Source organism: Erythrobacter fulvus (assembly GCF_028595285.1).
In the GTDB taxonomy this organism is placed as follows: Bacteria; Pseudomonadota; Alphaproteobacteria; order Sphingomonadales; family Sphingomonadaceae; genus Erythrobacter; species Erythrobacter fulvus.
Genome location: NZ_JAQQXQ010000015.1, coordinates 1 through 23,903, shown reverse-complemented (window position 1 = coordinate 23,903; position 23,903 = coordinate 1). Strand labels below are relative to the sequence as shown.

Genomic DNA, 23,903 nt, shown 5'->3' with positions numbered 1-23,903 from the left:
AGCCCGATACGACAGGTCATGACCGAACTCGATACCCAGAAACAGGCCGCGCTCGCCGCGATTGCCGCGGCCGCCAGCCTCGACGCGCTTGAAGAGCAGCGCCTTGCCGCGCTCGGCAAGAAGGGCTGGGTCAGCCTCGCCCTCAAGACGCTTGGCGGCATGAGCCCCGAGGAACGCAGCGCCGTCGCGCCCGCGATCCAGAGCGCCCGTGCAGAAATCGCCGATGCGATCGACGCGAAGAAGGCGGCGCTCGAAGTCGCCGAACTGGAAGCGCAGCTGGCGCGCGAGACGCTTGACCTGACGCTGCCCGCACCTGCCGCGCCGCGCGGATCGGTGCATCCGGTTTCGCAGGTGATGGACGAACTCGCGGAAATCTTCGCCGATCTGGGCTTCGCGGTCGCCACCGGTCCGGAGATCGAGGACGACTGGCACAACTTCACCGCGCTCAACATGGACGAGACGCACCCCGCGCGGGCGATGCACGACACGTTCTATTTTCCTGACCGCACACCCGAGGGCCGAGAGATCCTGCTGAGGACACACACCTCGCCGGTACAGATCCGTTCGATGCTGGATCAGGGCGCGCCGATCCGCATCATCGCGCCGGGCCGCGTCTATCGTTCGGACAGCGACGCCACTCACACGCCGATGTTCCATCAGGTCGAAGGGCTGGTGGTCGACAAGGGCATTCACCTCGGCCACCTCAAGTGGACGCTGGAGACCTTTTTCAAGGCCTTCTTCGAGCGCGAGGACATCACCCTGCGCCTGCGCCCCAGCTACTTCCCCTTCACCGAACCCAGTGTCGAAGTCGATGTCGGCTATTCGACCGAGGGTGGCCGCCGCGTCGTCGGCGGGCACGGCGATGCGCCGGGCCATGCATGGATGGAACTGGGCGGCAGCGGGATGGTCAACGCCCGCGTGCTCGAATTTGCGGGGCTCGACCCCAATGAATGGCAGGGCTTTGCCTTCGGCCTCGGGATCGATCGTATCGCGATGCTCAAATACGGGATGAATGATCTGCGCGCCTTCTTCGACGGCGATCCGCGCTGGCTGCGGCACTATGGCTTCTCGCCCTTCGATCAGCCGACGCTTTCGGCAGGTGTGGGAGCACGCGCATGAAGTTCTCCCTGACCTGGCTCAAGGACCACCTCGATACCGAGGCGACCCTTCCGGAAATCCTTGATGCGCTCAATGCCATCGGGCTGGAGGTCGAGGGTGTCGAGGACCCGGCGGAAAAGCTCGCGGGCTTCCGCGTTGCCCATGTGCTCACCGCTGACCGCCATCCCGATGCGGACAAGCTGCAGGTGCTCACCGTCGACACGGGTGAGGGTGATCCGCTGCAGGTTGTCTGCGGTGCGCCCAATGCCCGCGCGGGGATGAAGGGCGTGCTGGGGCTGCCCGGCGCGACCGTACCCGCCAACGGCATGGTTCTGCGCAAGAGCGCGATCCGCGGTGTCGAATCCAACGGGATGATGTGCTCGGTGCGCGAGCTTGAGCTGGGCGAGGATCATGACGGGATCATCGAACTGCCCGATGATGCACCTGTCGGCACGGACTTCGCCGCCTATCATGGCGCCTCGCCGGTGATCGAGGTGGCGGTGACCCCCAATCGTCCCGACTGCATGGGCGTGTACGGCATCGCCCGCGATCTGGCTGCCAAGGGGCTGGGCACGCTCAAACCGATTGCCATGCCCGCGTTCACGGCTGCAGGCGCGTGTCCGGTCGAAATCCGCACCGACGATGCAGAAGGCTGTCCGGCGTTCTTCGGACGGGTGATCAAGGGCGTCACCAATGGCCCTTCTCCCGACTGGTTGCAGCAGCGCCTGACCAGCGCGGGCCAGCGCCCGATATCGCTGCTGGTCGATCTTACCAACTACCTCATGCTCGGCTTCGGGCGTCCCGCGCACGTCTATGACCTCGCCAAGCTTTCGGGCGCGGTCGTGGCGCGGCGTGCCAAGGATGGCGAGCAGGTGCTGGCGCTCAACGAAAAGACCTATACGCTGGGTAGCGAAATGGTCGTGATCGCCGATGATGTGCAGGTGCACGACATCGCAGGCATCATGGGTGGCGAGCATTCGGGCGTGTCGGAGACGACGGCGGATGTGCTGCTCGAGATCGCCTATTTCGATCCCGCCCGCATCGGTGCCACCGGGCGCAAGCTTGGGCTTTCATCCGATGCGCGCACCCGTTTCGAGCGTGGCGTAGACCCCGAATTTCTCGACGACGGGCTTGATCTGCTGACCGGGTTGATCGTGGAACTGGCAGGCGGCTCGCCCAGCGAGACCGTCCGCGCCGGTTCGCCGCCGAGCGCGGCAAAGGTAATCGCCTTCGATCCCGGCCTGACCACGCGCCTTGGCGGTGTGGAGGTGCCGGAGGACGAACAGAAACGCATCCTCGAAAGCCTCGGCTTTGCTGTGGGCACCGATTGGAACGTGACCTGCCCGCTCCGCCGCCACGACATCGAAGGCGCGGCCGATCTGGTCGAGGAAGTCGTGCGCATTCACGGCCTCGACAAGGTCGCGAGTATCGCGCTGCCGCGTATGGAAGGCGTCGCACGCCCCACCGCCACGCCGCAGCAGAAGCTCGAGCGCGGGCTGCGCCGTGCCGCGGCGGCCAGTGGTCTGAACGAGGCGGTTACGTGGTCCTTCCTGCCCGAATGGGCGGCAGGACATTTCGCTGCGGAAGGGCAAGACCTGTGGGTGCTCGCCAATCCCATCAGCGAAGACCTGAAAGTGATGCGCCCCGCGCTGCTGCCCGGCCTTCTGATCGCGGCCAAGCGCAATGCCGATCGCGGCGCGGATTCAACCCGCCTGTTCGAAATCGGGCGGCGTTACTTCCGCGGCGGAAACGGTCTAAGCGACGAAAAGCCTACGTTGGGGATCGTCCTAGCAGGCGAGAAGACGGAGCGCGGCTGGCAGAACGGCAAGGCGCGCGCCTTCGATGCCTATGATGCCAAGGCTCTGGCGCTCGAGCTGCTCGAAGCCGCAGGTGCGCCCGTCCAGAACCTGATGGTGATGGGCGAGGCTGGCCCGCAGTTCCATCCCGGCCAGTCGGCGACGCTGCGGCTCGGGCCGAAAATGGTGCTGGCCCGGTTCGGGATGGTACATCCGGCAACGCTCAAGGCCTTCGATATGGATGGCCCGGTCGCAGCGGTTGAGCTGTTCCTCGATGCCATTCCGGCGAAGAAGAACGCCGGTTTCGCCCGCCCCGGCTTCACCCCGCCCGCGTTGCAGGCTGTTACCCGCGATTTCGCCTTCCTGGTCCCGAGCGAGCTTGTGGCTGGCGATCTGGTGCGCGCTGTGCAGGGTGCGGACAAGGCTAGCATCGTATCGGCACGGGTGTTCGATGTCTTCGCCGGACAAGGCGTGCCGGAGGGCAAGAAGAGCATCGCCGTCGAAGTTACGCTTCAGCCGGGCGAGAAGAGCTTCACCGATGCCGAACTGAAGGCGATTACTGACAAGGTCGTGGCAGCCGCCGCCAAGCTGGGAGCGGAACTGCGCGGCTGATGCCTGTGCGGATCGACATGCCATGACCTCCAATCGCCGCACCTTCGCGATCATTTCGCACCCCGATGCGGGTAAGACGACGCTCACCGAAAAGCTGCTGCTGCAGGGCGGCGCGATCCACCTTGCGGGCGAGGTGAAGGCCCGCGGACAGGCGCGGCGCGCGCGTTCGGACTGGATGAAGATCGAGCAGCAGCGCGGCATCTCGGTCACGTCCTCGGTGATGACCTTCGAACGGGGCGGCATCACCTTCAACCTGCTCGATACCCCGGGCCACGAGGATTTCTCTGAGGACACCTACCGCACGCTGACGGCGGTGGATTCGGCGGTGATGGTGATCGACGCGGCGAAAGGCATCGAGCCGCAGACCCGCAAGCTGTTCGAGGTCTGCCGCCTTCGCAGCGTGCCGATCATCACCTTCGTCAACAAGGTGGACCGCGAGGGGCGCGATCCGTTCGAGACGCTCGACGAGGTGGCCGACATGCTCGCGCTCGATGTGAGCCCGCAGATGTGGCCGATCGGCATGGGCGGGGAATTCGAAGGCCTGCTCGATTTCGCGACCGAGACCGTCAGCCGCCCCGAAGGCCCCAGCCGTGAATTCCTCGGCACCCGCGAAGCCGATGCCGCTATCCCGGAACGCTTCGCCGACGAGATCGAACTGGCGCGCGGCGGTTATCCCGAATTCGATCTCGAAGCCTATCGTAATGGCGATTTGACCCCGGTCTATTTTGGTTCCGCGCTCAAGAATTTCGGCGTCATCGAGTTGATCGACGCGATCGCCCGCTTCGCCCCGCCGCCGCGCCCGCAGCCCGCGGGCGAGGAGCAGATCAGCCCGGAGCGCGACGAGGTAACCGGCTTCATCTTCAAGGTGCAGGCCAACATGGACCCTAATCACCGCGACCGAATCGCTTTCATGCGGCAGGTGTCGGGCACCTTCAAACGCGGCATGAAGCTGACGCCGAGCGGTCTCGGCAAGCCGATTGCCGTTCACTCGCCGATTCTGTTCTTTGCGCAGGATCGCGAGCTGGCGGACACCGCCGAGGCAGGCGACATCATCGGCATCCCCAACCACGGCACGCTGCGCGTGGGCGACACCCTGTCCGAGCGCAATCAGGTGCGCTTCACCGGCCTCCCCAACTTCGCGCCGGAAATCCTGCGCCGCGTCCAGCTGAAAGATCCGACCAAGACCAAGCAGTTGCGCAAGGCGCTCGACGATCTTTCCGAAGAGGGCGTGATCCAGGTGTTCTACCCCGAGATCGGATCGGCCCATATCGTCGGCGTGGTTGGCCAGCTGCAGCTCGAGGTTTTGATTTCGCGGCTGGAGGCGGAGTACAAGGTCGAGGCCGCGCTCGAACCCTCGCCCTTCGCAACGGCGCGCTGGATCAAGGGCGAAGACAAGGCGCTCGACGAATTCGCCAGCTTCAACCGCGCGAACCTCGCCAAGGACCGCGACGGTGACCTCGTGTTCATGGCCAAGAGCCCATGGGACGTCAGCTATCAGGTCGAAAAGAACCCGCAGCTGACCTTCTCGGCCACGAAGGAACGCTAGACTTGCGAGGTGGCGGGCTTCGCGGCATGGCATCACCCATGCACGACACCGGCCCGACATCGCAGACCTTCATCTCGCAGCGCCTTCGCCTGAATTACCTCGACTGGGGCGGGCGGGGTAAGCCGCCGCTGGTGCTGGTGCATGGCGGGCGCGATCATGCCCGCAGCTGGGACTGGACTGCTGAGGCGCTGCGCGAGGATTATCACGTCATCGCCATGGATCACCGCGGGCATGGCGATAGCGACTGGGTGTCGGACGGGGTCTATTCCGCCGGCGAGATGGTCTATGATCTTGCCCAGCTGGTGCATCAGCTGGGCGTCGGCCCGGTGCGGATGGTGGCGCATTCGATGGGCGGCAATGTCGCCCTGCGCTATGCGGGTGCCTTCCCCGACATGGTGACGAAGCTGGTGGCGATCGAGGGCCTTGGCCCTTCGCCCGAATGGCGCGAAAAGCAGCGCAGCCAGCCCTATCCCGAACGCCTCGCCGAATGGATCGAGAAGAAGCGCAAGGCCGCCGGACGTAGCCCGCGCAAATATGAAAGTATCGAAGCGGCCTTCGCCCGCATGATCGAGGAAAACGCCTACCTCACTGAGGAACAGGCGCGGCATCTCACCGTTCACGGGGTCAACCGCAACGAGGACGGCACCTATAGCTGGAAGTTCGATCCGCACCTCAACGTCTGGCCGGTCGAGGATATCGGCGATGAATTTATCGAGGCGCTGTGGGGCGCGATCCGGTGTCCGACGCTGCTGCTCTACGGCGCGGACAGCTGGGCATCGAACCCGGAAAAGGACGGGCGCATCGCTCACTTCAAGACCGCGAGCGTGATCGAGTTCGAAAAGGCCGGCCACTGGCTCCACCACGACCAGTTCGATCGTTTCATCGCGACCTTGCGCGATTTCCTCTGAACCGAAGGCGGCGGCAATGGCGGAGTTTTCTGATCGGCTGAATGAAAAGCACACCGCCATGATCGCCGCCCAGCCGGTGTTCTTCGTCGCTACGGCGGCGGCAGAAGGGCGGATCAATCTCAGCCCCAAGGGCTATGACGCCTTCCGCGTGCTTTCGCCGGACCGCGTCGCCTATCTTGATCTCGCCGGTTCGGGCAACGAGACCCATGCGCATCTCGCCGCGGACGGCCGGATCACCCTGATGTTCTGCAATTTCCAGCAGCCCGCCCTCATTCTGCGTATCTACGGGCGCGGACGCGCGGTGTTGCCGCAGGATGAGGGCTGGGCGGCGCTGGCGGAGCATTTTACGCTCCTGCCCGGCACCCGCCAGATCTTCGACATTGCGGTGGAGAGCGTTCAGACCAGCTGCGGCTGGGGCGTGCCCTTCATGACGCTCGAGGGTGAGCGCGACACTCTCAAGAAGGCACACCGTCAGGCCGATCCCGCGCAATGGGAGACCAAAGTCGCCGGCCGCACCCGCAGCATCGACGGCCTGCCGACCCGGGCAAGCGACCGTTATATTCGCGGCGAGGACACCTGAGGCGACCGCTTACTGGCAAGCGCTGCCTAATTTCTAATCATTTGATTAAACCCTAGGCAGGAAATTTTCCGCAACTGCGAAGATTTCCCGAAAAATCCGTGCTGCAGTCGCGTTAAGCAAATGTGGCACGCTTGTTGCAGTGCTCTGTTGCGCCGGAATGGTCCGGCTCGGACAGGGGGCATGAATGAAGTTCATCATCGCCATCATCAAGCCATTCAAGCTCGATGAAGTGCGCGAGGCACTGGGCAGCATCGGCATCGCCGGAATGACTGTCACCGAGGTCAAGGGTTTCGGTCGCCAGAAGGGCCAGACCGAGATTTATCGCGGCGCTGAATATTCCACCAACATGCTTCCCAAAGTGAAGCTCGAAATCGCCGCCAGCGACGAGATCGCCGCGCAGGTGGTCGAAACCATCCAGCAAACCGCCAGCACCGGCTCGATCGGTGACGGCAAGATCTTCGTGCTCGATCTCGCATCGGCCACCCGCATCCGCACCGGCGAAGCCGGCGAAACCGCGCTCTAAGGGGACGAGTCCATGAAGCGTATTTTCCTCAATGCAGCGGCGCTTTCGACGGGGGCGATCTTGTTGGCCGCACCGGCGCTGGCCGCTCCGGTGGCTGAAGTCGCCGAAGTTGTGACCGAAGTCGTGGAGGCCGCGCCTGCGGTTCCCAATCCGGGCAACAACGCCTGGATGATGACCTCCACCATCCTGGTTCTGATGATGATCCTGCCCGGTCTCGCGCTGTTCTACGGCGGCCTGACCCGATCGAAGAACATGCTCTCGACCATGACGCAGATCGGCGCGACCGCCTGTCTTGCGATGCTGATCTGGGTGATGTGGGGCTACAGCCTCGCTTTCGGTGATACGTCTTACGAAGGCGCGCTCGGCCTGTTTGTCAGTGGCGGGAGCTATTTCCTCTCGGGCACCGACGCCAGCAGCACTGCTGCGACCTTCACCGACGAAGTCATCAGCAAGTATGTCTTCATCAGTTTCCAGATGACCTTTGCCGCCATCACTGCCGCGCTGATCCTCGGTGCGACGGCGGAGCGCATGAAGTTCAGCGCGGTGATGGCCTTCGTGCCGATCTGGTTGACCATCGTCTATTTCCCGATCGCGCACATGGTGTGGGCGGGCGGCGGACTCCTGTTCGAAGACGGCGCGCTCGACTTTGCCGGTGGCACCGTCGTGCACATCAATGCCGGTGTTTCGGGGCTGGTGCTTGCTTACCTGCTCGGCAAGCGCCGCGGGTATCCCTCGGAGCCGATGCCGCCGCACAGCCTGACGCTGACCATGGTCGGCACGGGGCTGTTGTGGGTTGGCTGGTTTGGTTTCAACGCCGGTTCGGCGCTGGAAGCTGACGGGTCCGCGGGCCTCGCCATGATCAACACCTTCGTCGCCACCGCTGCCGGCGCGCTGACCTGGATGGTGATCGAGCGGGCTGCGGGCCACAAGGGTTCGGCACTCGGTTTCTGCTCGGGCGTCATCGCCGGTCTTGTCGCGGTGACCCCGGCGGCCGGTAACAGCGGCCCGTTCGGCGCGATCCTGCTCGGCATCCTCGCATCGGCCATCTGCTACGTCTTCGTCGCCAAGGTGAAGGCCAAGTTCGGCTATGACGACTCGCTCGACGCTTTCGGCATCCACGGCGTTGGCGGCATCGTCGGCGCGATCGGCACGGCGGTGGTCTACCAGCCGTTCCTCGGCGGCCCCGGCGACGGCTCGACCCCGCTCGGCGAGCAGCTTTGGGTGCAGGTCTTCAGCGTTCTAGTGACGATCGGCTGGGCTACTGCGGGCACTCTGATCGTCGGCTTCCTTGTCAAGCTGACCATCGGCCTCCGGGTCGACGAGGAAAGCGAAGTCAACGGGCTCGACATCTCCGAACACGGGGAGCGCGCCTACAACTAATCACCAGTTTGGCGGGGGGAGGACGTCTCTCCCTCTCCCCTTCCCCCGCCTCACCTTGTTCCTCCTGCGAACGAACAAACTGAATATGGCCGGAGTAGCGAAAGCTCTCCGGCCTTTTTTTGCGACCCCGGCTCCGCGGGCTCGTCCTCGGCGAGCTTCAGGCCCTGCGGTCCCTGATCGCCTGCGGGCGCGCGGTCGCGCTTGCGACCTTTCAGGCCGTTACAGCGCGACTATCAGGGTTGGGGGCTTATCCCCGCTCTGCCGCCATCACGAAGTCGGCGCAGCGTTCGCCGATCATGATGCTGGGCGCGTTGGTGTTGCCGCTGACGATCTTGGGCATGATGCTCGCATCCGCCACCCACAGGCCTTCGAGCCCGTTGAGCCTGAGCGTCGGATCGACCACCGCATCCGCGTCCGCGCCCATGCGGCAACTGCCGACCGGGTGATAGACGGTGTCGGCGCGCTGGCGGATCAGCTCGTCGAGCGCGGCGTCGTCATTCAGATCGATCGGGTGGCGATCCTTCGGCCCGAAAGCCTGCATCGGCGGGGTCTCTGCAATGCGGTGCGAAAGGCGCACGCCTGCCCGCAGCACAGCCATGTCGCGTTCGTCATCGAGGAAGTTGGGGTCGATCACCGGCGCGGCGGCGGCGTCCGCGCTGCCCAGCCGCACAGTGCCCCGGCTTTCAGGGCGCAGCACGCAGGCGTGGAGGGAGAAGCCATGCGCCTTCACCTTCTCGCGCCCGTGATCTTCCAGCACGGCGGGGACGAAGTGCCACTGCACGTCCGGCGCGGGGCTGTCCGGCATCACCGTCCAGAAACCGCCGGCTTCCGCATAGGGCGTGGTCATCGCCCCGGTGCGCTTGCGGCGATGCTCGACGATCGCCGCGGCCATCTTGAGCGTGCCCTTGAGCGTCTGCCCAAGCGGCACGTCGCTTTCGGTCTCCCATCCGGAGACATAGTCGATATGGTCCTGTAGTTCGCTGCCGACGGCGGGACGATCGAGCACCACGTCGATCCCGTGGGCCTTGAGGTGATCGGCCGGGCCGATGCCAGACAGCATCAGGATCTGCGGGCTGTTGAACGCCCCCGCGGACAGCACCACGCCGCGCCGCGCCAGCAGGGTTTCGCTCTTGCCCCCCCGCCGGATCTGCACGCCGGTTACCCGTCCGTTTTCGACCACCAGCTTTTCGACCAGCGTATTGGTGCGTATTGCGAAATTGCCCTGTTCGCGGATCGGCTCGACATAGGCGCGCGCCGCTGACCAGCGTTCGCCCTTGCGCTGGGTGACCTGGTAGAGCCCGAAACCTTCCTGCCGTTCGCCGTTGAAATCGGCATTGGTGCGCAGTTGCAGCGCGGCAGCGGCCTCGACGAAGGCATGGCTGGTCGGGTTGGCGGCGGTCTGGTCGGAAACGAACAGCGGGCCGTCGGCGCCATGCCAGTCGTCGCCCCCGCGCTCGTTCGACTCGGCGCGTTTGAAGTAGGGGAGGACGTCGTCATAGCCCCAGCCGGTGCAGCCCATCGCCGCCCAGTTGTCGTAATCCCAGCGGTTGCCGCGGATATAGACCATCGCGTTGATCGCCGACGAGCCGCCAAGCCCGCGACCGCGCGGCTGATATCCGGTGCGCCCGTTCAGACCTTTCTGAGGGACCGTCTCGTAGCGGTAGTTCGCATTCTTGAGCAGGAAGGGCATGAACCCCGGCGTCTTGACCAGGATATTGTCGTTGCGCCCGCCCGCTTCGAGCAGGCAAACGCGGCGCGTGCCGTCCACAGCCAAACGCCCGGCAACCGCACTGCCGGCACTTCCACCGCCGATCACGATGTAGTCGAAGCTTTCCATGTTCTCTCCCTTTGGCGAGGGAGACTAGGCAGCTTCGCCCGCGGCTGCAATCCGGTTTCGATCAGCTACCGATGTCGGCGCAGATGCAGCGGCGTTGCCCCCACGCGCCTGCCAACGTGCGCGTATCATGTCGCTGGTCTCGCGGCTGTTGTCATGGCTCCAGCCGGGTTCTCGAAGCAGGTAGGAAAGCTTGTGCTTCCACGGCGCGCGCCAGATGTCGGCGATCATTCCGATCCATTCGTGGAACACCGCCCACAGCAGGTTGAAGCTGCCCAGCTGCTTGACGATGCCGTAGCGGATCGGCTCGTTATCCACCTCTGGCTCGAACGTGCCGAACATCCGGTCCCAGATGATGAATACCCCCGCGTAATTGCGATCGAGATAGCGCGGATTGGTGGCATGGTGGACGCGGTGGTGGCTCGGTGTGTTCATCACCGCCTCGAACCAGCGCGGCATGCGCTTGATCGCCTCGGTATGGATCCAGAACTGGTAGATGAGGTTGAACCCGCCGCAGATCGCAATCATCGCCGGATGGAAGCCGAGCAGCACCAGCGGCACCGCGAACAGGAAGCCGAAGGTTAGCGATCCTGTCCATGTCTGCCGCAGGGCGGTGGACAGATTGTAATGCTGGCTCGAATGGTGGTTCACATGCGCCGCCCACATCCAGCGGATGCGATGCCCGGCACGGTGGACCCAGTAGTATTTGAGATCGTCGAGCACGAAGCAGACCGGCCATGCCCACCAGACCGCCCACCATTGCGGGCCGAAATCGAAGATACGGTAATCATAAGTCTTGATGAACAGTGCAACCGCGAAACCGCCCAGCAGCGCGCCCGCAACGGTCGAGCCAAGCCCGAAGGCAAGGCTGACGAGCGTGTCCTTGGGTTCATAGGCCTCCGGCGCGCGGAACTTCGCCCAGATCATCTCGGCCAGCACCGCCACCACGAACAGCGGCACGGCATATTGGGTGGGGTTGAAGTCAGGCATCTCGGGTCGGGTTTACCTGATTGATCGCGTCGGCCCAAGCCTCGGCATCGGGGATTTCGAGAACCACCTTACCGAACCGGGCCTCACCGCAATCGACCTCGAGTGTCGGGCCGCTATGGTCGCGCCAGAGCCGTGCCTCGGCCTGCGGGCCGAGCACGCGTCCGGCAAAGCGGTTGCCGTGGCGCTTGATCACCATGATCCGGCCCTCGGTGTTGCGTGCCAGTGCCGCGAGGCCGCGTGAATCCTGTGTCGTAACGACAGCCGCAAACCCGTCCTCGACCTCGCCAGCGGCGCGGCGTACCGCATCCGCGCTGTCAAGCCGCGGCGCGCCGCCCAGCTTCATCCATCGCGCCAACCTAGCGAGAGCGAGAATCGCAACCAGCGAACCGGCGGTCTGGACTAACAGCGGCGGCACTTCCACGAGCGGTTCTCAGCGCGCGGCGAGCATGTCGATCATCGGGCGGATCGGGCTGACATCATACCCGGCCTGCATCGCCGCCCGCACAATGGTATCGGGATCGCCGCCTTGCTTTGCGCTGGCGAGCGCCCAAAGAAAGGTCGATCGGGTGCCCGAACGACAATAGGCGAGAATCGGCCCTTCTGCCTGTTCCATTGCGTCGATCATGGCGTCGATCTGCGGTTCGCTGAAGCCTGCATGCCCGATCGGGATTTCGACATAATTGAGCCCGGCCTGCGCCGCGGCCCCACCGATATCGGCCCCTTGCGGAGCGTCCGGATCCTCGCCGTCGGGGCGGTTATTGACGATCATCGCCATTCCCTCAGCCGCTGCCGTGGCGACATCGTCCAGCACAAGTTGCTGACTTACATAGATATTATCTGTCAATTTGCGAAAAGCGCTCATAATCTGATCCTGCCTCCGAAACCCTCTACCCTCCGGTTCTTGCCGAAGAGCAGCAGAAGGCACAAGCATTGCCGGGACCCACGGACCACCGGCTTGGCAGTGTCCTTCCCGCGCTCCGGTAAAATCGTTCGCAAAGCAACTCGTTGTGCGCTATGCTGAGCCCTTAAGTGCGCGCCGGTTCATGAGTTCGGCGCGCCTGTGTCCGGTGCGGCTCACTGTCCACGCCATCGGCACATCGGAGGGCGGGCAGTGTGGCAAGGTACGTTCTGATATATGGGTTACGATAGGGGACGCCGGCGCGGCCGCGACAAGCGCGACGGTTTCGGCGAAGATGGTTTCGATCCTTTTGGCGGCGGGAATGACGGTTTCCCGCCCCCGCGCGACTTCGGCAATGACCGTTTCGGCGGTGGCGGAGGCGGCGATCGCTTCGGCGGCGGCGGTCCGCGCGGCGGCGGCGGCGGCGGTGGCCCCCGTGGCCCTGGCGGCGGCGGTGGCGGCGGTTTCAGCCGCATGCCCGCACAGGTCGTCGGGACCGGCAAGGGTACCGTAAAGTTTTTCAACACCCAGAAGGGCTTCGGCTTCATCCAGCAGGAAGGTGGCGGAGAAGACGTCTTCGTGCACATCAGCGCGGTGGAGCGTGCAGGCCTTGAAGGTCTGGCCGAAGGCCAGGAGCTCCAGTACAATCTCGTGGATCGCGGCGGCAAGGTGTCGGCGCAGGATCTCCAGATTGTCGGCGATGTGATCGCGGCGCCGCAGAAGCCTGCTGCTCCGCAGCGCGAGCTGACCGGTGAGCGGACCAAGGGCACGGTCAAGTTCTTCAACGCGATGAAGGGCTTTGGCTTCCTCGTCCGTGATGATGGCGAGCCGGATGCGTTCGTGCACATCAGCGCAGTCGAGCGTTCGGGCCTGACCGGCATCAACGAAGGCGAACGCTACGAATTCGATCTCGAGGTCGACCGACGAGGCAAATACTCGGCGGTCAACCTCGTCCCGGTCGAGGGCTGACAACGCCTTTCCCGGCTTGCGTGCGATTTGACGCGCGGGTGCGGGAAGCCTAAAAATAGCGGGTGGCGGCTCTGTTGCGGGGCCGCCATTTGCGTTTTCCCCTTAGCGTCCACCAATCAGGAAGCATCTTATGTCGATCACCCCGCTCATGCCCGTCTATCCGCGTTGCGGTGTCCGGCCGGTGCGCGGCGAGCACTGTCACTTGATCGACGAGGACGGCACCCGCTATCTCGATTTCGCCAGCGGAATCGCGGTTAACCTGCTCGGCCATTCGCATGCGGGCCTGATCGGGGCGATCCAGAAGCAGGCGGCGACGCTGATGCACGTGTCGAACCTTTACGGCAGCCCGCAGGGCGAACGGCTCGCACAGATGCTGGTCGACAGCACCTTCGGCGACACGGTTTTCTTCACCAATTCGGGGGCAGAAGCGGTCGAGGCGGCGATCAAGACCGCGCGCGCCTATCACCAGAACGCCGGCGATGCGGGGGACAAGAACCGCTTCGAGCTGATCACATTCCACAACGCCTTTCACGGTCGCACGATGGCGACCATCAGCGCCTCGAACCAGGAGAAGATGCACCACGGCTTCTCGCCGCTGCTCGCAGGGTTCAAATATGCGCCCTTCGATGATCTCGAAGCCGCCAAGGCGTTGATCGGGCCGCAGACCGCGGGTTTCCTGGTCGAGCCGATTCAGGGCGAGGGTGGCATTCGTCCGGCTTCGCAGGAATTCATGCAGGGTCTGCGCGCACTCGCCGACGAGCATGGCCTGATGCTGATCCTTGACGAGGTGCAGTGCGGGGTCGCGCGCACCGGCAAGCTCTATGCCTATGAGCACTACGGGATCGAGCCCGATATCATGGCCACCGCCAAGGGCATCGGTGGCGGCTTCCCGCTCGGTGCCTGTATCGCCACCGAAAAGGCCGCGCGAGGGATGACCTTCGGCACCCACGGATCGACCTATGGCGGCAACCCGCTTGCCATGGCCGCCGGGACCGCGGTGATGGAGGCTGTCGCGAACGAGGAATTCCTCGGCGAAGTGCGCGAGAAGGGCGAGCGCCTGCGCAAAGGGCTCGAACAGTTCATCGGCAATTATCCCGAACTGTTTGAACTGGTGCGCGGCAAGGGCCTGATGCTCGGTCTCAAGATGAAGATGGAGAGCCGCCCGTTCTTCGTCCATCTGCGCGACAATCACCAGCTGCTGACCGTGGCTGCAGGCGACAACACGATCCGCATCATCCCGCCGCTGGTGATCGGCGATGCCGAGATCGACGAGTTCTTCGACAAGCTGTCTGCCGGTGCTGCCAGCTTCAAGGTTCCGGAACCGGCATGACCGGGAGCGGTGGGGCATTTCGCCACTTCCTCGATCTCGGGGACGCCGGAGCGAACGACATTGCGGCGATGATTGCCGACGCGATTGATCGTAAGGCTGCGCGGGCGGACAAGCCAAAGGGCGCTGTCGATGCCGATGCCCCGCTAGCCGGCCGCGTGCTGGCGTTGGTGTTTGAGAAGAATTCGACCCGCACCCGTGTCAGCTTCGACATCGCGATGCGACAGCTGGGCGGCAGCGTCCTGATTCTCGACTCCGGATCGAGCCAGCTGGGCCGGGGGGAGACCATCGCAGACACCGCGCGGGTGCTTAGCCGGATGGTGGACGGCATCATGTTGCGTACCGACGATCACGCCAAGATCGAGGAAATGGCCCGCCATGCGAGCGTTCCGGTGATCAACGGGCTTACCGATCGTTCGCACCCGTGCCAGATCGTTGCCGACCTTCTGACCGTGATAGAACACGGCAAGGCTCTGCCGGGGCTTGAGGTGGCGTGGTTCGGTGACGGGAACAACGTCCTGCACTCGATCCTCGAGGCTGCCGAACTTTTCAAGTTCAACGTCCGCGTGGCGACGCCTGCGGGCTTTGAGCCCGACGCGGGGTTTGTCGAACAGGCTCGCGCAGGCGGGGCGACGGTTACGCTGACACAGGATGCAAAGGCTGCGGCCCGCGGAGCGGATGTGCTGGTCACCGATACATGGATTTCCATGGGTCAGGCCGATGCTGCCGAGAAGAAGGCGGCCATGGCACCCTATCAGGTCGATGCCGCGCTGATGGCAGAAGCGAGGTCTGATGCAGTGTTCCTTCACTGCCTGCCCGCTCACGTCGGTGAAGAAGTAAGCGAAGACGTCTTCGAAGGCTCGCAATCGGTGGTGTTTGACGAGGCCGAAAACCGCATCCACGCGCAGAAATCGGTGTTGCTTTGGAGCTTCGGGCTGCTCGGCAGCTAGGTTGCTCGCAGTCTGGGGTTTGCGCCGGCAAGGTGTGCCCCCATATAAGCGCCATGCAAGACGTTTCAGAAACCTATTCCGACAAGCTGATGGGCTTCACCGTGCCTGGGCGTAGCGCGCGCGGGCGCGTCGTCAGGCTCGACAGCGTGCTGGAGCAAGTGTTGTCGGCGCATGATTACCCAGCGCCAATCACCCATTTGCTGGGAGAGGCACTGACGCTCGGCGCGCTGATGGGCGGGCTGCTCAAGGGCGAGGCCGCGCAGATGACCATGCAAGCGCAGACCAATGGCGGCATCGTCAGCTTGCTGGTGTGCGATTATCGTGGCGGCGCGGTGCGCGGCTATTGCGATTTCGATGCGGAGCGGCTCGGCAGTCTGGGCGCAAATCCGTCGCTTTCGGCGCTGTTCGGGGAAGGCTATCTCGCGATGACCTTCGAGACCGAAGGGAGCCAGCGCTATCAGGGCATCGTTCCACTGGAGGGCGACAGTCTTGCTGAGGCTTGCGAAACCTATTTCAGCCAGTCGGAGCAGATCCCGACGCTGATCCGTGTCGCCAGCCGTGCCGGGGCCAAAGGCCGCACGGCGGCAGGATTATTGGTGCAGCATCTCGCCGACGGCGAGGAGGGCCGCGAGCGCCTTCATGTTCGGATGGATCATCCCGATTGGGAGCATGTTGCGGTAATGGCCGGCTCGATCAGCCACGACGAGCTGCTTGACGCGGACCTTTCGCTCGAAGCTATCGTCTGGCGCCTGTTCCATGAAGAACAGGAGGTGCGGGTGCAATCCGGCGCTGGCCTGACACGTGGCTGCCGCTGCAGTGCCGAGCATTACGCGACAATCATTGCGCGCTTCCCCCCGGAAGAGCAGCAGGCAATGCGCAACGATGATGGCGTCGTCGTGGTCGATTGTGCGTTCTGTTCACGCCTGTTCGAGCTCGCGGTGTAGACGCTGGTCGAAAACCGCGTGCCTATGCCCTTCAAATGGCCAGAATATGCAAGCCAGCGCCGAAACAAGCAGGCATAAGAAACCGATGAAAAACCTCTCTATCAGTCATTTCCGGGCCATTGCGCTGTACGGCGTTATGGCCGGTGTGCTGGCTTGCGTGGCGATGCCGGGTCTTGCGCAGCGCGACGGTCTCGCCATGCTCGGCACGCTGACCAAGGGTGAATGGACCGTCAAGTATCGCGACGGCACCCCCGATCGCAGGATCTGCGTCCGCAGCGGAGAAGAGCTGATCCAGCTCCGTCACCGTGAAAGCGGCTGTAACCGGTTCGTTGTCGAGGACGGTGCGGCCAAGGTCACTGTGCAATATACCTGTCAGGGCAATGGCTATGGGCGCACCAGCATCCGGAGGGAAACCCCGGCACTCGTCCAGCTGGAAAGCCAGGGGATTCATGCCGGCTTGCCGTTCCAGTTCATTGCCGAAGCCCGTCGCACCGGGTCGTGCTGATAGGCGTGGATTGCCTTTGCCTGCGGGCATGATAGGGCCGTGGCATGCCCCCGCCAGAAAATGCCAAGACCGCTCCCATTGCCGTCGTCCTGCTTTCCGGCGGACTCGATTCCATGGTTACGGCAGCTCTCGCGAAGGAGCAGGGGTTTGCGGTCCATGCATTGAGCGTTGATTACGGCCAGCGCCACCGGCTTGAACTGGAATCTGCCCGACGGATTGCGGCACGGCTGGAGTTGGTCAGGCACACCGAGATTGCGCTGGATCTCAGAGCCTTCGGCGGGTCGGCGCTAACCGACGCGATCGACGTCCCCAAGAGCGGTGTTGGCGAGGATATTCCGGTTACTTATGTGCCTGCCCGCAATCTCGTGTTCCTCGCCCTGACGACTGCCTGTGCGGAGGCTGCTGGCGCGCGCGATGTGTTCATCGGCGTCAACGCGCTCGATTATTCGGGTTATCCCGACTGCCGCCCTGAATTCATCGCCAGTTTTGCAGAGACCGCGCGGCTCGGCACTAAGGCGGGCGCCGAAGGTATGCCATTCACAATCCATGCGCCGCTGCAGCACATGACAAAGGCGGATATTGCCAGCGAGTGCGCACGGCTTGGTCTTGATCCGGCGTGGAGTTGGTCGTGTTACGATCCCACATCGGAGGGTCTCGCCTGCGGACTGTGCGATTCCTGTCGCCTCAGGAAAAAGGGTTTTGCCGAGGCGGGGATTGTCGATAGCACGCGCTATAAGGTCTGACCGGCCCGCGCGTCGCAGCGGGATCGTACATAAGATATAGGGGATCGGGATTGAGCGAGGAAATGATCGCGGCGAAGGACCGCAGCGATGAGACAGTGCCTGCCTACAGCTGGTATGTGCTCGGCGTGCTGGTAGTCGTCTACATCCTCAACTTTATCGACCGACAGATCCTCTCAATCCTTGCCGTCGACATCAAGCGGCACTTCGATCTGACCGATGACCAGCTTGGGTTTCTGGGGGGCGCGGCTTTCGCAGTATTTTATGCGTTGTTCGGAGTGCCACTAGGCAGACTGGCTGACCGGTGGCACCGGGTGCGTCTGCTGACAATTGGACTGGTGCTGTGGTCGACCATGACCGCGATATCGGGGATGGCTCGCAATTATGTCTCGCTTTCGTTTGCACGGATGGGAGTCGGTGTTGGCGAGGCAACGGCGAGCCCGACGGCCTATTCGCTCATTTCGGATTATTTCCCGGCCCGCAAGCGTGCCACAGCACTCGCTATCTATTCTTCCGGTCTTTATATTGGTGGCGGGGTCTCGCTGCTGATCGGAGCGAAGATCTCGCAAGTGTGGGACGCGACCTATCCGGGAGGCGGAGTTGCCGGCCTAGTGGGCTGGCAGGCCGCCTTTCTAGCAGTTGGCTTGCCGGGGGTGCTTCTGGCGCTATGGGTAGCTTCGTTGCGTGAACCTGTGCGTCCGCCCGAAGAAAACCCCAGCGGCAATAGCCCGCTGCGTGACTTCTTCGTCGACCTTTCGATGCTGCTGCCGCCTTTCACGCTTTTTCATGCGATCAGACGGGGTCCAATGGCTGCATTCGCGAATCTGGCAATGGCGGCGGCCATGTTTGGCTTGGCGATAATCATGATCGAACTAACGGGAAATCTGCCGCAGTGGTCGGCCATGGCATTTGGCTATTATGCCGTGTTTTCGTGGGCGGCCACGCTTCGGCGCCATGATCCGGCGACCTTCCGTTTGATATGGGGTACTCCCGCCTTCATTTGTACGGCGTTGGGCTATGGGCTTGTGTCGCTCGGTGCCTACGCCTTGGCGTTCTGGTCTGCGCCTTATGCCGAGACCGTGCTCAAGCTGCCAAAAGACGAGCTGGCGTTTGTACTCGGCGGAAGCGGTGCGGTCTCCGGCTTTCTCGGGGTGATCCTCGGCGGGCGTATGTCGGATTGGCTGCGGTCGCGTAATCCCTCGGGTCGAATCGTCGTCATTATGTTCGGCATTCTTGCCCCGGTTGTTCCGATCTGGCTGGGATTCACCACCGATGACCCGCTGCTGTTTTATGCGATGAATTTTCTTGCGGGCATGTTCGCGGCGACCGCACTGGGCGCTGCTGCTGCCACAACACAGGACCTGGTTTTGCCGCGTATGCGCGGCACCGCCACCGCCTCCTTCTTTCTGGCGACTACTCTCGTTGGTTTGGCGATCGGACCATACATGGTCGGACAGATTTCGGAGCTGTCCGGAAGCATGAGGATTGGTGTGCTCTCGCTGATAGGGGTCGCACCAATCTCGCTTGCGTTGCTGATCTACGCTTATCGCGTCCTGCCCGAGGCGGAAGCAACAATAGATCAGCGTGCTCGTGCGGCAGCGGGCGCGTGAATGCGGCCAGCGTAGGCGGAGGCCACGGCTAGGGCTTCCTCGAGCGGTCAGATCAAAGCATTGAGTTTGGAGCGCGCGGGCCGTTTTGACCGTTCGGCTGCCGGCCATTCGCGGCCAAGCTTTGCCTTCGCCACTGCCTGAATTCTTGGCCGATCTGAGGCAAAGCTGATTGCCCTGATTGCTGGATATCACGAGCTAGCAGCCTCTTCGTGACCGGAAATTTCCGTATCGCTATCGATCATGAGGGAGCGCGTTTGTGTCTCGTTCAACCAAGCCCGCGTAATATGGGCGCAGTAACCAGTTTGAACTGGCGCCAGTGGCCGACAAACAAAAAAGGGGCCGGATTTCTCCAGCCCCTCCTTTGTAGTTCGCTTGAAGCGTCGACTTACATGCCCGAACCCGGGCCGTAGGTCACTTCCACGCGACGGTTCTGCGCTTCACGCACACCGTCCGCGGTCGGAACGCGCGGCTGCGATTCACCGAACGCTTCGCTGGTGATGCGACCGTCAGGGATGCCGCGACCGCTCAGGTAGCTGCGCACCGATGCGTTACGACGTTCGGCCAGGCCGATGTTGTACTTCACGCTACCGGCGCGGTCGGTGTGACCGGCCAGCATCACGCTGGCAGTACCGCAGTTGGCATAGGCCGTAACCGCGTTGTTGAGAATGGTCGCAGCTTCGGCAGTGATGTCCGACTTATCGAAGTCGAAGAACACGATGTACGGCCCAGTGTTGCACGGCGCCGGCGGCGGCGGCGGCGGCGGAGGCGGGGGCGGCGGGGGAGGCGGCGGCGGCGGCGGCGGCGGCGGCGGCGGCGGCGGCGGCGGCGGAGCCTCTTCACCACCGAAGTTGTAGGTGATGGTCCCCAGCAGCGAGTGCGTGCTCAGCTTGGTGTCGAGCGTCCGGCCGAGCGTATCAACCAGGTTGATGTCCGGCGCGTTGAAGTAACGATACTTCAGGCCAAGGTCCCAGGACTTGCTGATCGGAGCGCGAAGACCCGCAAGCAGCTGCCACGCCAAACCGGTGTCGGAATCGTCATATGCGCCCGGACCGTTAAGGTCGTAGTTCGCATCCATATCAACGCGGGCGACACCGATACCACCGCCGGCAAAAGCCTGAAGGCCATCATCCTTGCCGAAATCGAAGAGGCCGTTCAGCATGAAGCTGAGCGCGTTAACGTCTCCGAGAACAGGGGCGGACTGGTTCGTCAGGCGACCATTGCGACCGCCGGGCTGACCGATCGGATCGATCTGGAAACCTTGCCCACCTGCAGTCAGTTCATCCACGGCAGCCGAGCGGTAGCTGGCTTCAGCTTCGAGGCGGAAGGCACCGAAGTCGTAACCGACCAGTGCACCGAAATCATACCCGGTTCCGCTATCGGCTTGGCCGTCGCCGTCCACGCCGTTCACATCGATGCTCTGGTCTTCGACGATCATGACACCGCCGTCACCCTGAATGTACCATTGGCCTTCGCGGGCCACGGCGGGCGATGTCAGCGCGGTCGAAGCCATCGCCATCCCAATGACGAGTTTGCGCATTCTAAAATTCCCCTTTGTTATCGACTTGAGGCACCGACGGTCTCTATCTTTTCCCCGAACAAGAGGCAAGCGGTCAATAGCGGCCGAGTGTTGCAAGAATGCCTCTATCGGCTGATCGTGAATAAATGCCAAATCTGCCTCTCGAGCGCCTTGAATGTCGCGACTCGGCAACTCTGGGTCACAGCGTAGCGGGGGCCAAAAGGCCGAGCGTCTGGAGGGCAGCGATCAGTTCCTGCAGCGCCGCCCGCGCTTCGACATCGACATTCGCGCCATTGGCTGGAATCGCCGGGGCGGGGGCGCTTTTCCAGCCAGCTCTGTAGCAAAGCCAGTGCCCGGCTGAACGTTCGAACACCATCATGCCCTCGGTTGGCGCGACAAAGTGCCAGCTACCGCCTATCGCGATTGCGATGTGATCAGGATAAGCGCTCCATGGTTCCGCCGACGGAGCCGTCACACGATAGCACTCGCCATCCGTCACATTAACAGGTGGTTTGGCCATAGACCCCGTAACGGCTTTGGGCGAAAGCGCATCCACGAGCACAAGTGCCTGATTGACGAAAAATTCCTTCTGCGCTTGTCCGGCGAAAAGCAGGGGCAGTCCGACATTGGATGTGCTCGAAGGAAAGGCAATGGGTTCGGTCATTCGAGACTCCTTGGGTTCAGTTGATTTCGTCCAGCAGCAGCGGGTGCGAATTGCCGAAGGTACCTATCTGCCAGACCCACAGAGGGGCGGGGCCGAAGGCCGTAACAAGCGAAAGACGCTCTTGCTGGCTAAGCCTGAACCGCGATTCCGAAACGGACCATGCCGCGAACGGGGCTGCAACTGCGCCGTAACCGACTAGGTAGGCTTCCGTTTCTTCAATCAACGGAACATCGACGGGATCATCCCATCTCCATTGCCCTCGTGCACGGCGTGTCCAGCACCACACGCTCGTAGAGTCTGGCGCCACTTCAACACTGGGATGAACCGGGGTCAGCGGGCGCCGCGAAAGTCCCGCATTGGCAAGAGTCGCAATGACAGGCTCTTCGTCCCTTATGCCGATCGCTGCGATTCGCGATGTGCCCAGCGGGGGCACTTCTGCCGGATCGAGAGAAACGAGACTGTCGTCGAGTAGAACGACGCTGGTTTGCACATCGTGACCTAGCGCTGCGTCATGCTCGGTACCACCACGCCCTCGTAAGAGGCCTTGCAACTTCCAGCGACGGTTTCCGAGAGGTATTGACTGCGCGAATTGTACGACTTCGCTACCCACCATAACCCGGTTCGCGCCTTCAGCGAGGCCCGCCATATCGGCATCTTCGAAGCCCAGATCGTCGCCGACCAGTTCGACGATCAAGCAGGCTTCCGGCTCGAACAGCATTGCATGCGATGGTTCCAGACGCTCGATCAGCGAGCCAAAGACCGCGCGCTGCGAACCCGAGCTCCCCAGCGCAACGAGCCCGTTGCCCTGAACGGAATAGAGCGCCGCGCCGCGCCACGCGCTGTTTTCGGCTGAAACCGCAGCGTAGAGCGCTGGCGTTGCCGCCCCGATGCTGCCGTCAGCCGGCACTTCCAGAGCATACAGGCTTGTTGACGGAATGATCTGATCGGCGGGCCTATTGGCTTGTCCGGCATCGGAGGTTTGGGGGCCCATCTGGTGCGGGGTCAGCCTATCGAGAACAAGCTCGATACCTTCATCATACCATTCCCAACTTCGCGTGAACCATAGGCCTGCTGACTCTGGCAATCGCACAATTGCACCAGGTTGCAGTCGCGGGTCCATTTCACCAATCCGCCAAACGACTGTTTCGCTTTGCCAGCGCGCGCGATTGGCGCGTTCATTGGCGAGTTGCCTGGCGCCGCTCGCATTGAGGGTTACGGGTAGATCGACCATCAATTCCCGCCCGTATCGCCGCGATCCCGACGCGCGCTGGACCCCTGGCAGATAGTCCCGTTCCTCATCATAGTACCGAAGTGCCGCCGGGGCCCGCCCTGGTACGCCGGCGCGCTGCTTGCGCCGCCTTTCTTCCGCAGAGCCCCCGCCTGCCGCCAATGCTTCGGGCAAGGTCTGAACGGTGTTTTGCGCGATACTCCGGGGCGCTACGCGCAGCCGATCGCGTCCTGAGGTACACACAAGCGGGATCACTTCGTCGATTGCCGCCAGCGTCGCAGCCAGGGATCCCCCTTCGTCCGCAAAACCGCGTGCGCCGGGGACCACGTCTGCCGACCCTGTTTCCGCGCCCGGGATCAACCGCGACAGGGATACCGCGCTGTCCCCACCATCGGCAAAGATCTCGAAACTCAAAGCCGGAATCCGGTTGCCGAAGTCCCCCAGATCGAGGCTTTCGAAAACCACATAGGCACAATCGCGGAAAGCAGGAGCATTGATGCCCTTGTCTGCGGCAATCAGTGGGTCGACCGGATCGTCACCATGGCCCTGATAAAGGCGCAGCTTACCTGCCACCTTGAGATCGTCCAGCGTGCCACGCAACAGATTGCCGTCGGCCCAGATTCGTCCCAGCCTTGCGATTGGCGTGCTCGACAAGGCAACGGCAAAAGATGCTGAATAGGAATAGACGACAGTCGACGGCTGTCCCTTGCGCCCTTTCTGCTTGTTCTTGCTTTCGATCAGCTCGGTAGACCAGATGATGGTGCCCGGAACGCGCATCCGCCCGAAATGGCGTCCGATTGGTTGTCCGTAACTCGACGTGCTCACGCTGAGTTCGCGTAGCCGGGGGCCCTGACGCGAACCGCCGCCGAAAACCAGCGCGTCCGCTTGCTGGCCGATAAACGCGCCGACGGCACCGCCAATCGGCCCGCCGACGGCTGTGCCGAGGGCAGTAAGTAGCAATGTCGCCATGAGACTAGCCTTTTGTCGAAGAGGGCAAACGCCATCTGGCGCAGATGTTGTTGGTGGCTTCCCGCCGATGGCGGACGACCCGGCCAAGGCCGGCATGGGCGTGGATGACCTCGTCAGTTCCGAATGAGATCATCAGGTGGTGCTGCCCGTAGCCAAGCTTGACCAGCAGGACTTCGTCGCTTTTTGCAGGTCCGAATGATCTGCCCCCTTCTGAGTGGCCCAATTTCTATTTTAGAATTGGTCACGAAGGAGGAATGGAATGGCAAGGAAGCACAGGCCGGAAGAGATCATCGGCAAGCTGCGTGAAGCGGAGATC

At 63.1% G+C, this 23,903-nt stretch carries 21 protein-coding genes; 14 read left to right on the top strand and 7 right to left on the bottom strand.

Features of this window, described 5'->3' with window-relative positions:
• Nucleotides 1–18 precede the first annotated feature (18 nt).
• The 7 genes from pheS to OIK40_RS14515 all read left to right on the top strand — a co-directional run bounded on the left by pheS (nt 19) and on the right by OIK40_RS14515 (nt 8,443).
• Nucleotides 19–1,119, top strand: coding sequence for a phenylalanine--tRNA ligase subunit alpha (gene pheS, locus OIK40_RS14545; protein ID WP_273679085.1), 1,101 nt, complete (start codon nt 19–21; stop codon nt 1,117–1,119).
• Entirely contained in the window at nt 1,116–3,506 is a 2,391-nt protein-coding gene (gene pheT / locus OIK40_RS14540) for a phenylalanine--tRNA ligase subunit beta (protein WP_273679084.1), read from the top strand. The genes pheS and pheT overlap by 4 nt, the downstream gene beginning before the upstream one ends.
• Nucleotides 3,507–3,528: 22 nt before the next feature.
• A complete protein-coding gene (locus tag OIK40_RS14535; RefSeq protein ID WP_273679083.1) occupies nt 3,529–5,052 on the top strand; it encodes a peptide chain release factor 3 in 1,524 nt (507 codons plus the stop codon).
• Between the two features lie 38 nt (nt 5,053–5,090).
• Entirely contained in the window at nt 5,091–5,960 is an 870-nt protein-coding gene (locus tag OIK40_RS14530; RefSeq protein ID WP_273679082.1) for an alpha/beta fold hydrolase, read from the top strand.
• Nucleotides 5,961–5,976: 16 nt separating this feature from the next.
• On the top strand, nt 5,977–6,540 hold the full coding sequence (locus OIK40_RS14525; protein ID WP_273679081.1) for a pyridoxamine 5'-phosphate oxidase family protein: 564 nt from the start codon (nt 5,977–5,979) through the stop codon (nt 6,538–6,540).
• A 184-nt stretch (nt 6,541–6,724) separates the two neighbouring features.
• Entirely contained in the window at nt 6,725–7,063 is a 339-nt protein-coding gene (locus OIK40_RS14520; RefSeq protein WP_273679080.1) for a P-II family nitrogen regulator, read from the top strand.
• A 12-nt stretch (nt 7,064–7,075) separates the two neighbouring features.
• The gene (locus OIK40_RS14515; protein ID WP_273679079.1) at nt 7,076–8,443 is read left to right on the top strand and encodes an ammonium transporter; all 1,368 of its coding nucleotides are present in this window, start codon (nt 7,076–7,078) and stop codon (nt 8,441–8,443) included.
• A gap of 247 nt (nt 8,444–8,690) precedes the next feature.
• Here the strand turns inward: OIK40_RS14515 and OIK40_RS14510 are convergent, their stop codons facing one another.
• From OIK40_RS14510 to OIK40_RS14495, 4 genes are read right to left on the bottom strand one after another with little or no spacing between them, the layout of a single operon-like run.
• The gene (locus OIK40_RS14510; RefSeq protein ID WP_273679078.1) at nt 8,691–10,280 is read right to left on the bottom strand and encodes a GMC family oxidoreductase; all 1,590 of its coding nucleotides are present in this window, start codon (nt 10,278–10,280) and stop codon (nt 8,691–8,693) included.
• 24 nt (nt 10,281–10,304) lie between these two features.
• Nucleotides 10,305–11,267: a sterol desaturase family protein gene (locus tag OIK40_RS14505; protein WP_273679077.1), complete on the bottom strand. Its 963-nt coding sequence runs from the start codon at nt 11,265–11,267 to the stop codon at nt 10,305–10,307.
• Entirely contained in the window at nt 11,260–11,688 is a 429-nt protein-coding gene (locus OIK40_RS14500) for a hypothetical protein (RefSeq protein ID WP_273679076.1), read from the bottom strand. The genes OIK40_RS14505 and OIK40_RS14500 overlap by 8 nt, the downstream gene beginning before the upstream one ends.
• Nucleotides 11,689–11,697: 9 nt before the next feature.
• Nucleotides 11,698–12,129, bottom strand: coding sequence for a protein tyrosine phosphatase family protein (locus OIK40_RS14495; protein ID WP_273679075.1), 432 nt, complete (start codon nt 12,127–12,129; stop codon nt 11,698–11,700).
• 273 nt (nt 12,130–12,402) lie between these two features.
• On the opposite strand from OIK40_RS14495, the gene OIK40_RS14490 reads away from it, so the two are divergent.
• The 7 genes from OIK40_RS14490 (at nt 12,403) to OIK40_RS14460 (ending at nt 19,210) form a co-directional block, all read left to right on the top strand.
• Nucleotides 12,403–13,134, top strand: a complete 732-nt coding sequence (locus tag OIK40_RS14490) for a cold-shock protein (protein ID WP_273679074.1) — start codon at nt 12,403–12,405, stop codon at nt 13,132–13,134.
• A 130-nt stretch (nt 13,135–13,264) separates the two neighbouring features.
• Nucleotides 13,265–14,464: an aspartate aminotransferase family protein gene (locus OIK40_RS14485; protein WP_273679073.1), complete on the top strand. Its 1,200-nt coding sequence runs from the start codon at nt 13,265–13,267 to the stop codon at nt 14,462–14,464.
• Nucleotides 14,461–15,411, top strand: coding sequence for an ornithine carbamoyltransferase (argF, locus tag OIK40_RS14480; protein ID WP_273679072.1), 951 nt, complete (start codon nt 14,461–14,463; stop codon nt 15,409–15,411). The genes OIK40_RS14485 and argF overlap by 4 nt, the downstream gene beginning before the upstream one ends.
• Before the next feature lie 53 nt (nt 15,412–15,464).
• Nucleotides 15,465–16,355, top strand: a complete 891-nt coding sequence (gene hslO / locus OIK40_RS14475; protein ID WP_273679071.1) for an Hsp33 family molecular chaperone HslO — start codon at nt 15,465–15,467, stop codon at nt 16,353–16,355.
• 85 nt (nt 16,356–16,440) lie between these two features.
• Nucleotides 16,441–16,860 (top strand): hypothetical protein, encoded by a 420-nt coding sequence (locus OIK40_RS14470; protein ID WP_273679070.1) that lies wholly within the window; start codon nt 16,441–16,443, stop codon nt 16,858–16,860.
• A 44-nt stretch (nt 16,861–16,904) separates the two neighbouring features.
• Nucleotides 16,905–17,603 (top strand): 7-cyano-7-deazaguanine synthase QueC, encoded by a 699-nt coding sequence (gene queC, locus OIK40_RS14465; protein ID WP_273679069.1) that lies wholly within the window; start codon nt 16,905–16,907, stop codon nt 17,601–17,603.
• A gap of 62 nt (nt 17,604–17,665) precedes the next feature.
• The gene (locus OIK40_RS14460) at nt 17,666–19,210 is read left to right on the top strand and encodes a spinster family MFS transporter (RefSeq protein ID WP_273679117.1); all 1,545 of its coding nucleotides are present in this window, start codon (nt 17,666–17,668) and stop codon (nt 19,208–19,210) included.
• A gap of 385 nt (nt 19,211–19,595) precedes the next feature.
• Here the strand turns inward: OIK40_RS14460 and OIK40_RS14455 are convergent, their stop codons facing one another.
• The 3 genes from OIK40_RS14455 to OIK40_RS14445 all read right to left on the bottom strand — a co-directional run bounded on the left by OIK40_RS14455 (nt 19,596) and on the right by OIK40_RS14445 (nt 23,683).
• Entirely contained in the window at nt 19,596–20,747 is a 1,152-nt protein-coding gene (locus OIK40_RS14455; protein WP_273679068.1) for an OmpA family protein, read from the bottom strand.
• A gap of 178 nt (nt 20,748–20,925) precedes the next feature.
• Complete coding sequence (locus tag OIK40_RS14450) at nt 20,926–21,390, bottom strand: DUF2793 domain-containing protein (RefSeq protein ID WP_273679067.1); 465 nt, start codon at nt 21,388–21,390, stop codon at nt 20,926–20,928.
• A 16-nt stretch (nt 21,391–21,406) separates the two neighbouring features.
• Nucleotides 21,407–23,683, bottom strand: a complete 2,277-nt coding sequence (locus OIK40_RS14445; RefSeq protein ID WP_273679065.1) for a phage tail protein — start codon at nt 23,681–23,683, stop codon at nt 21,407–21,409.
• Nucleotides 23,684–23,903 lie beyond the last annotated feature (220 nt).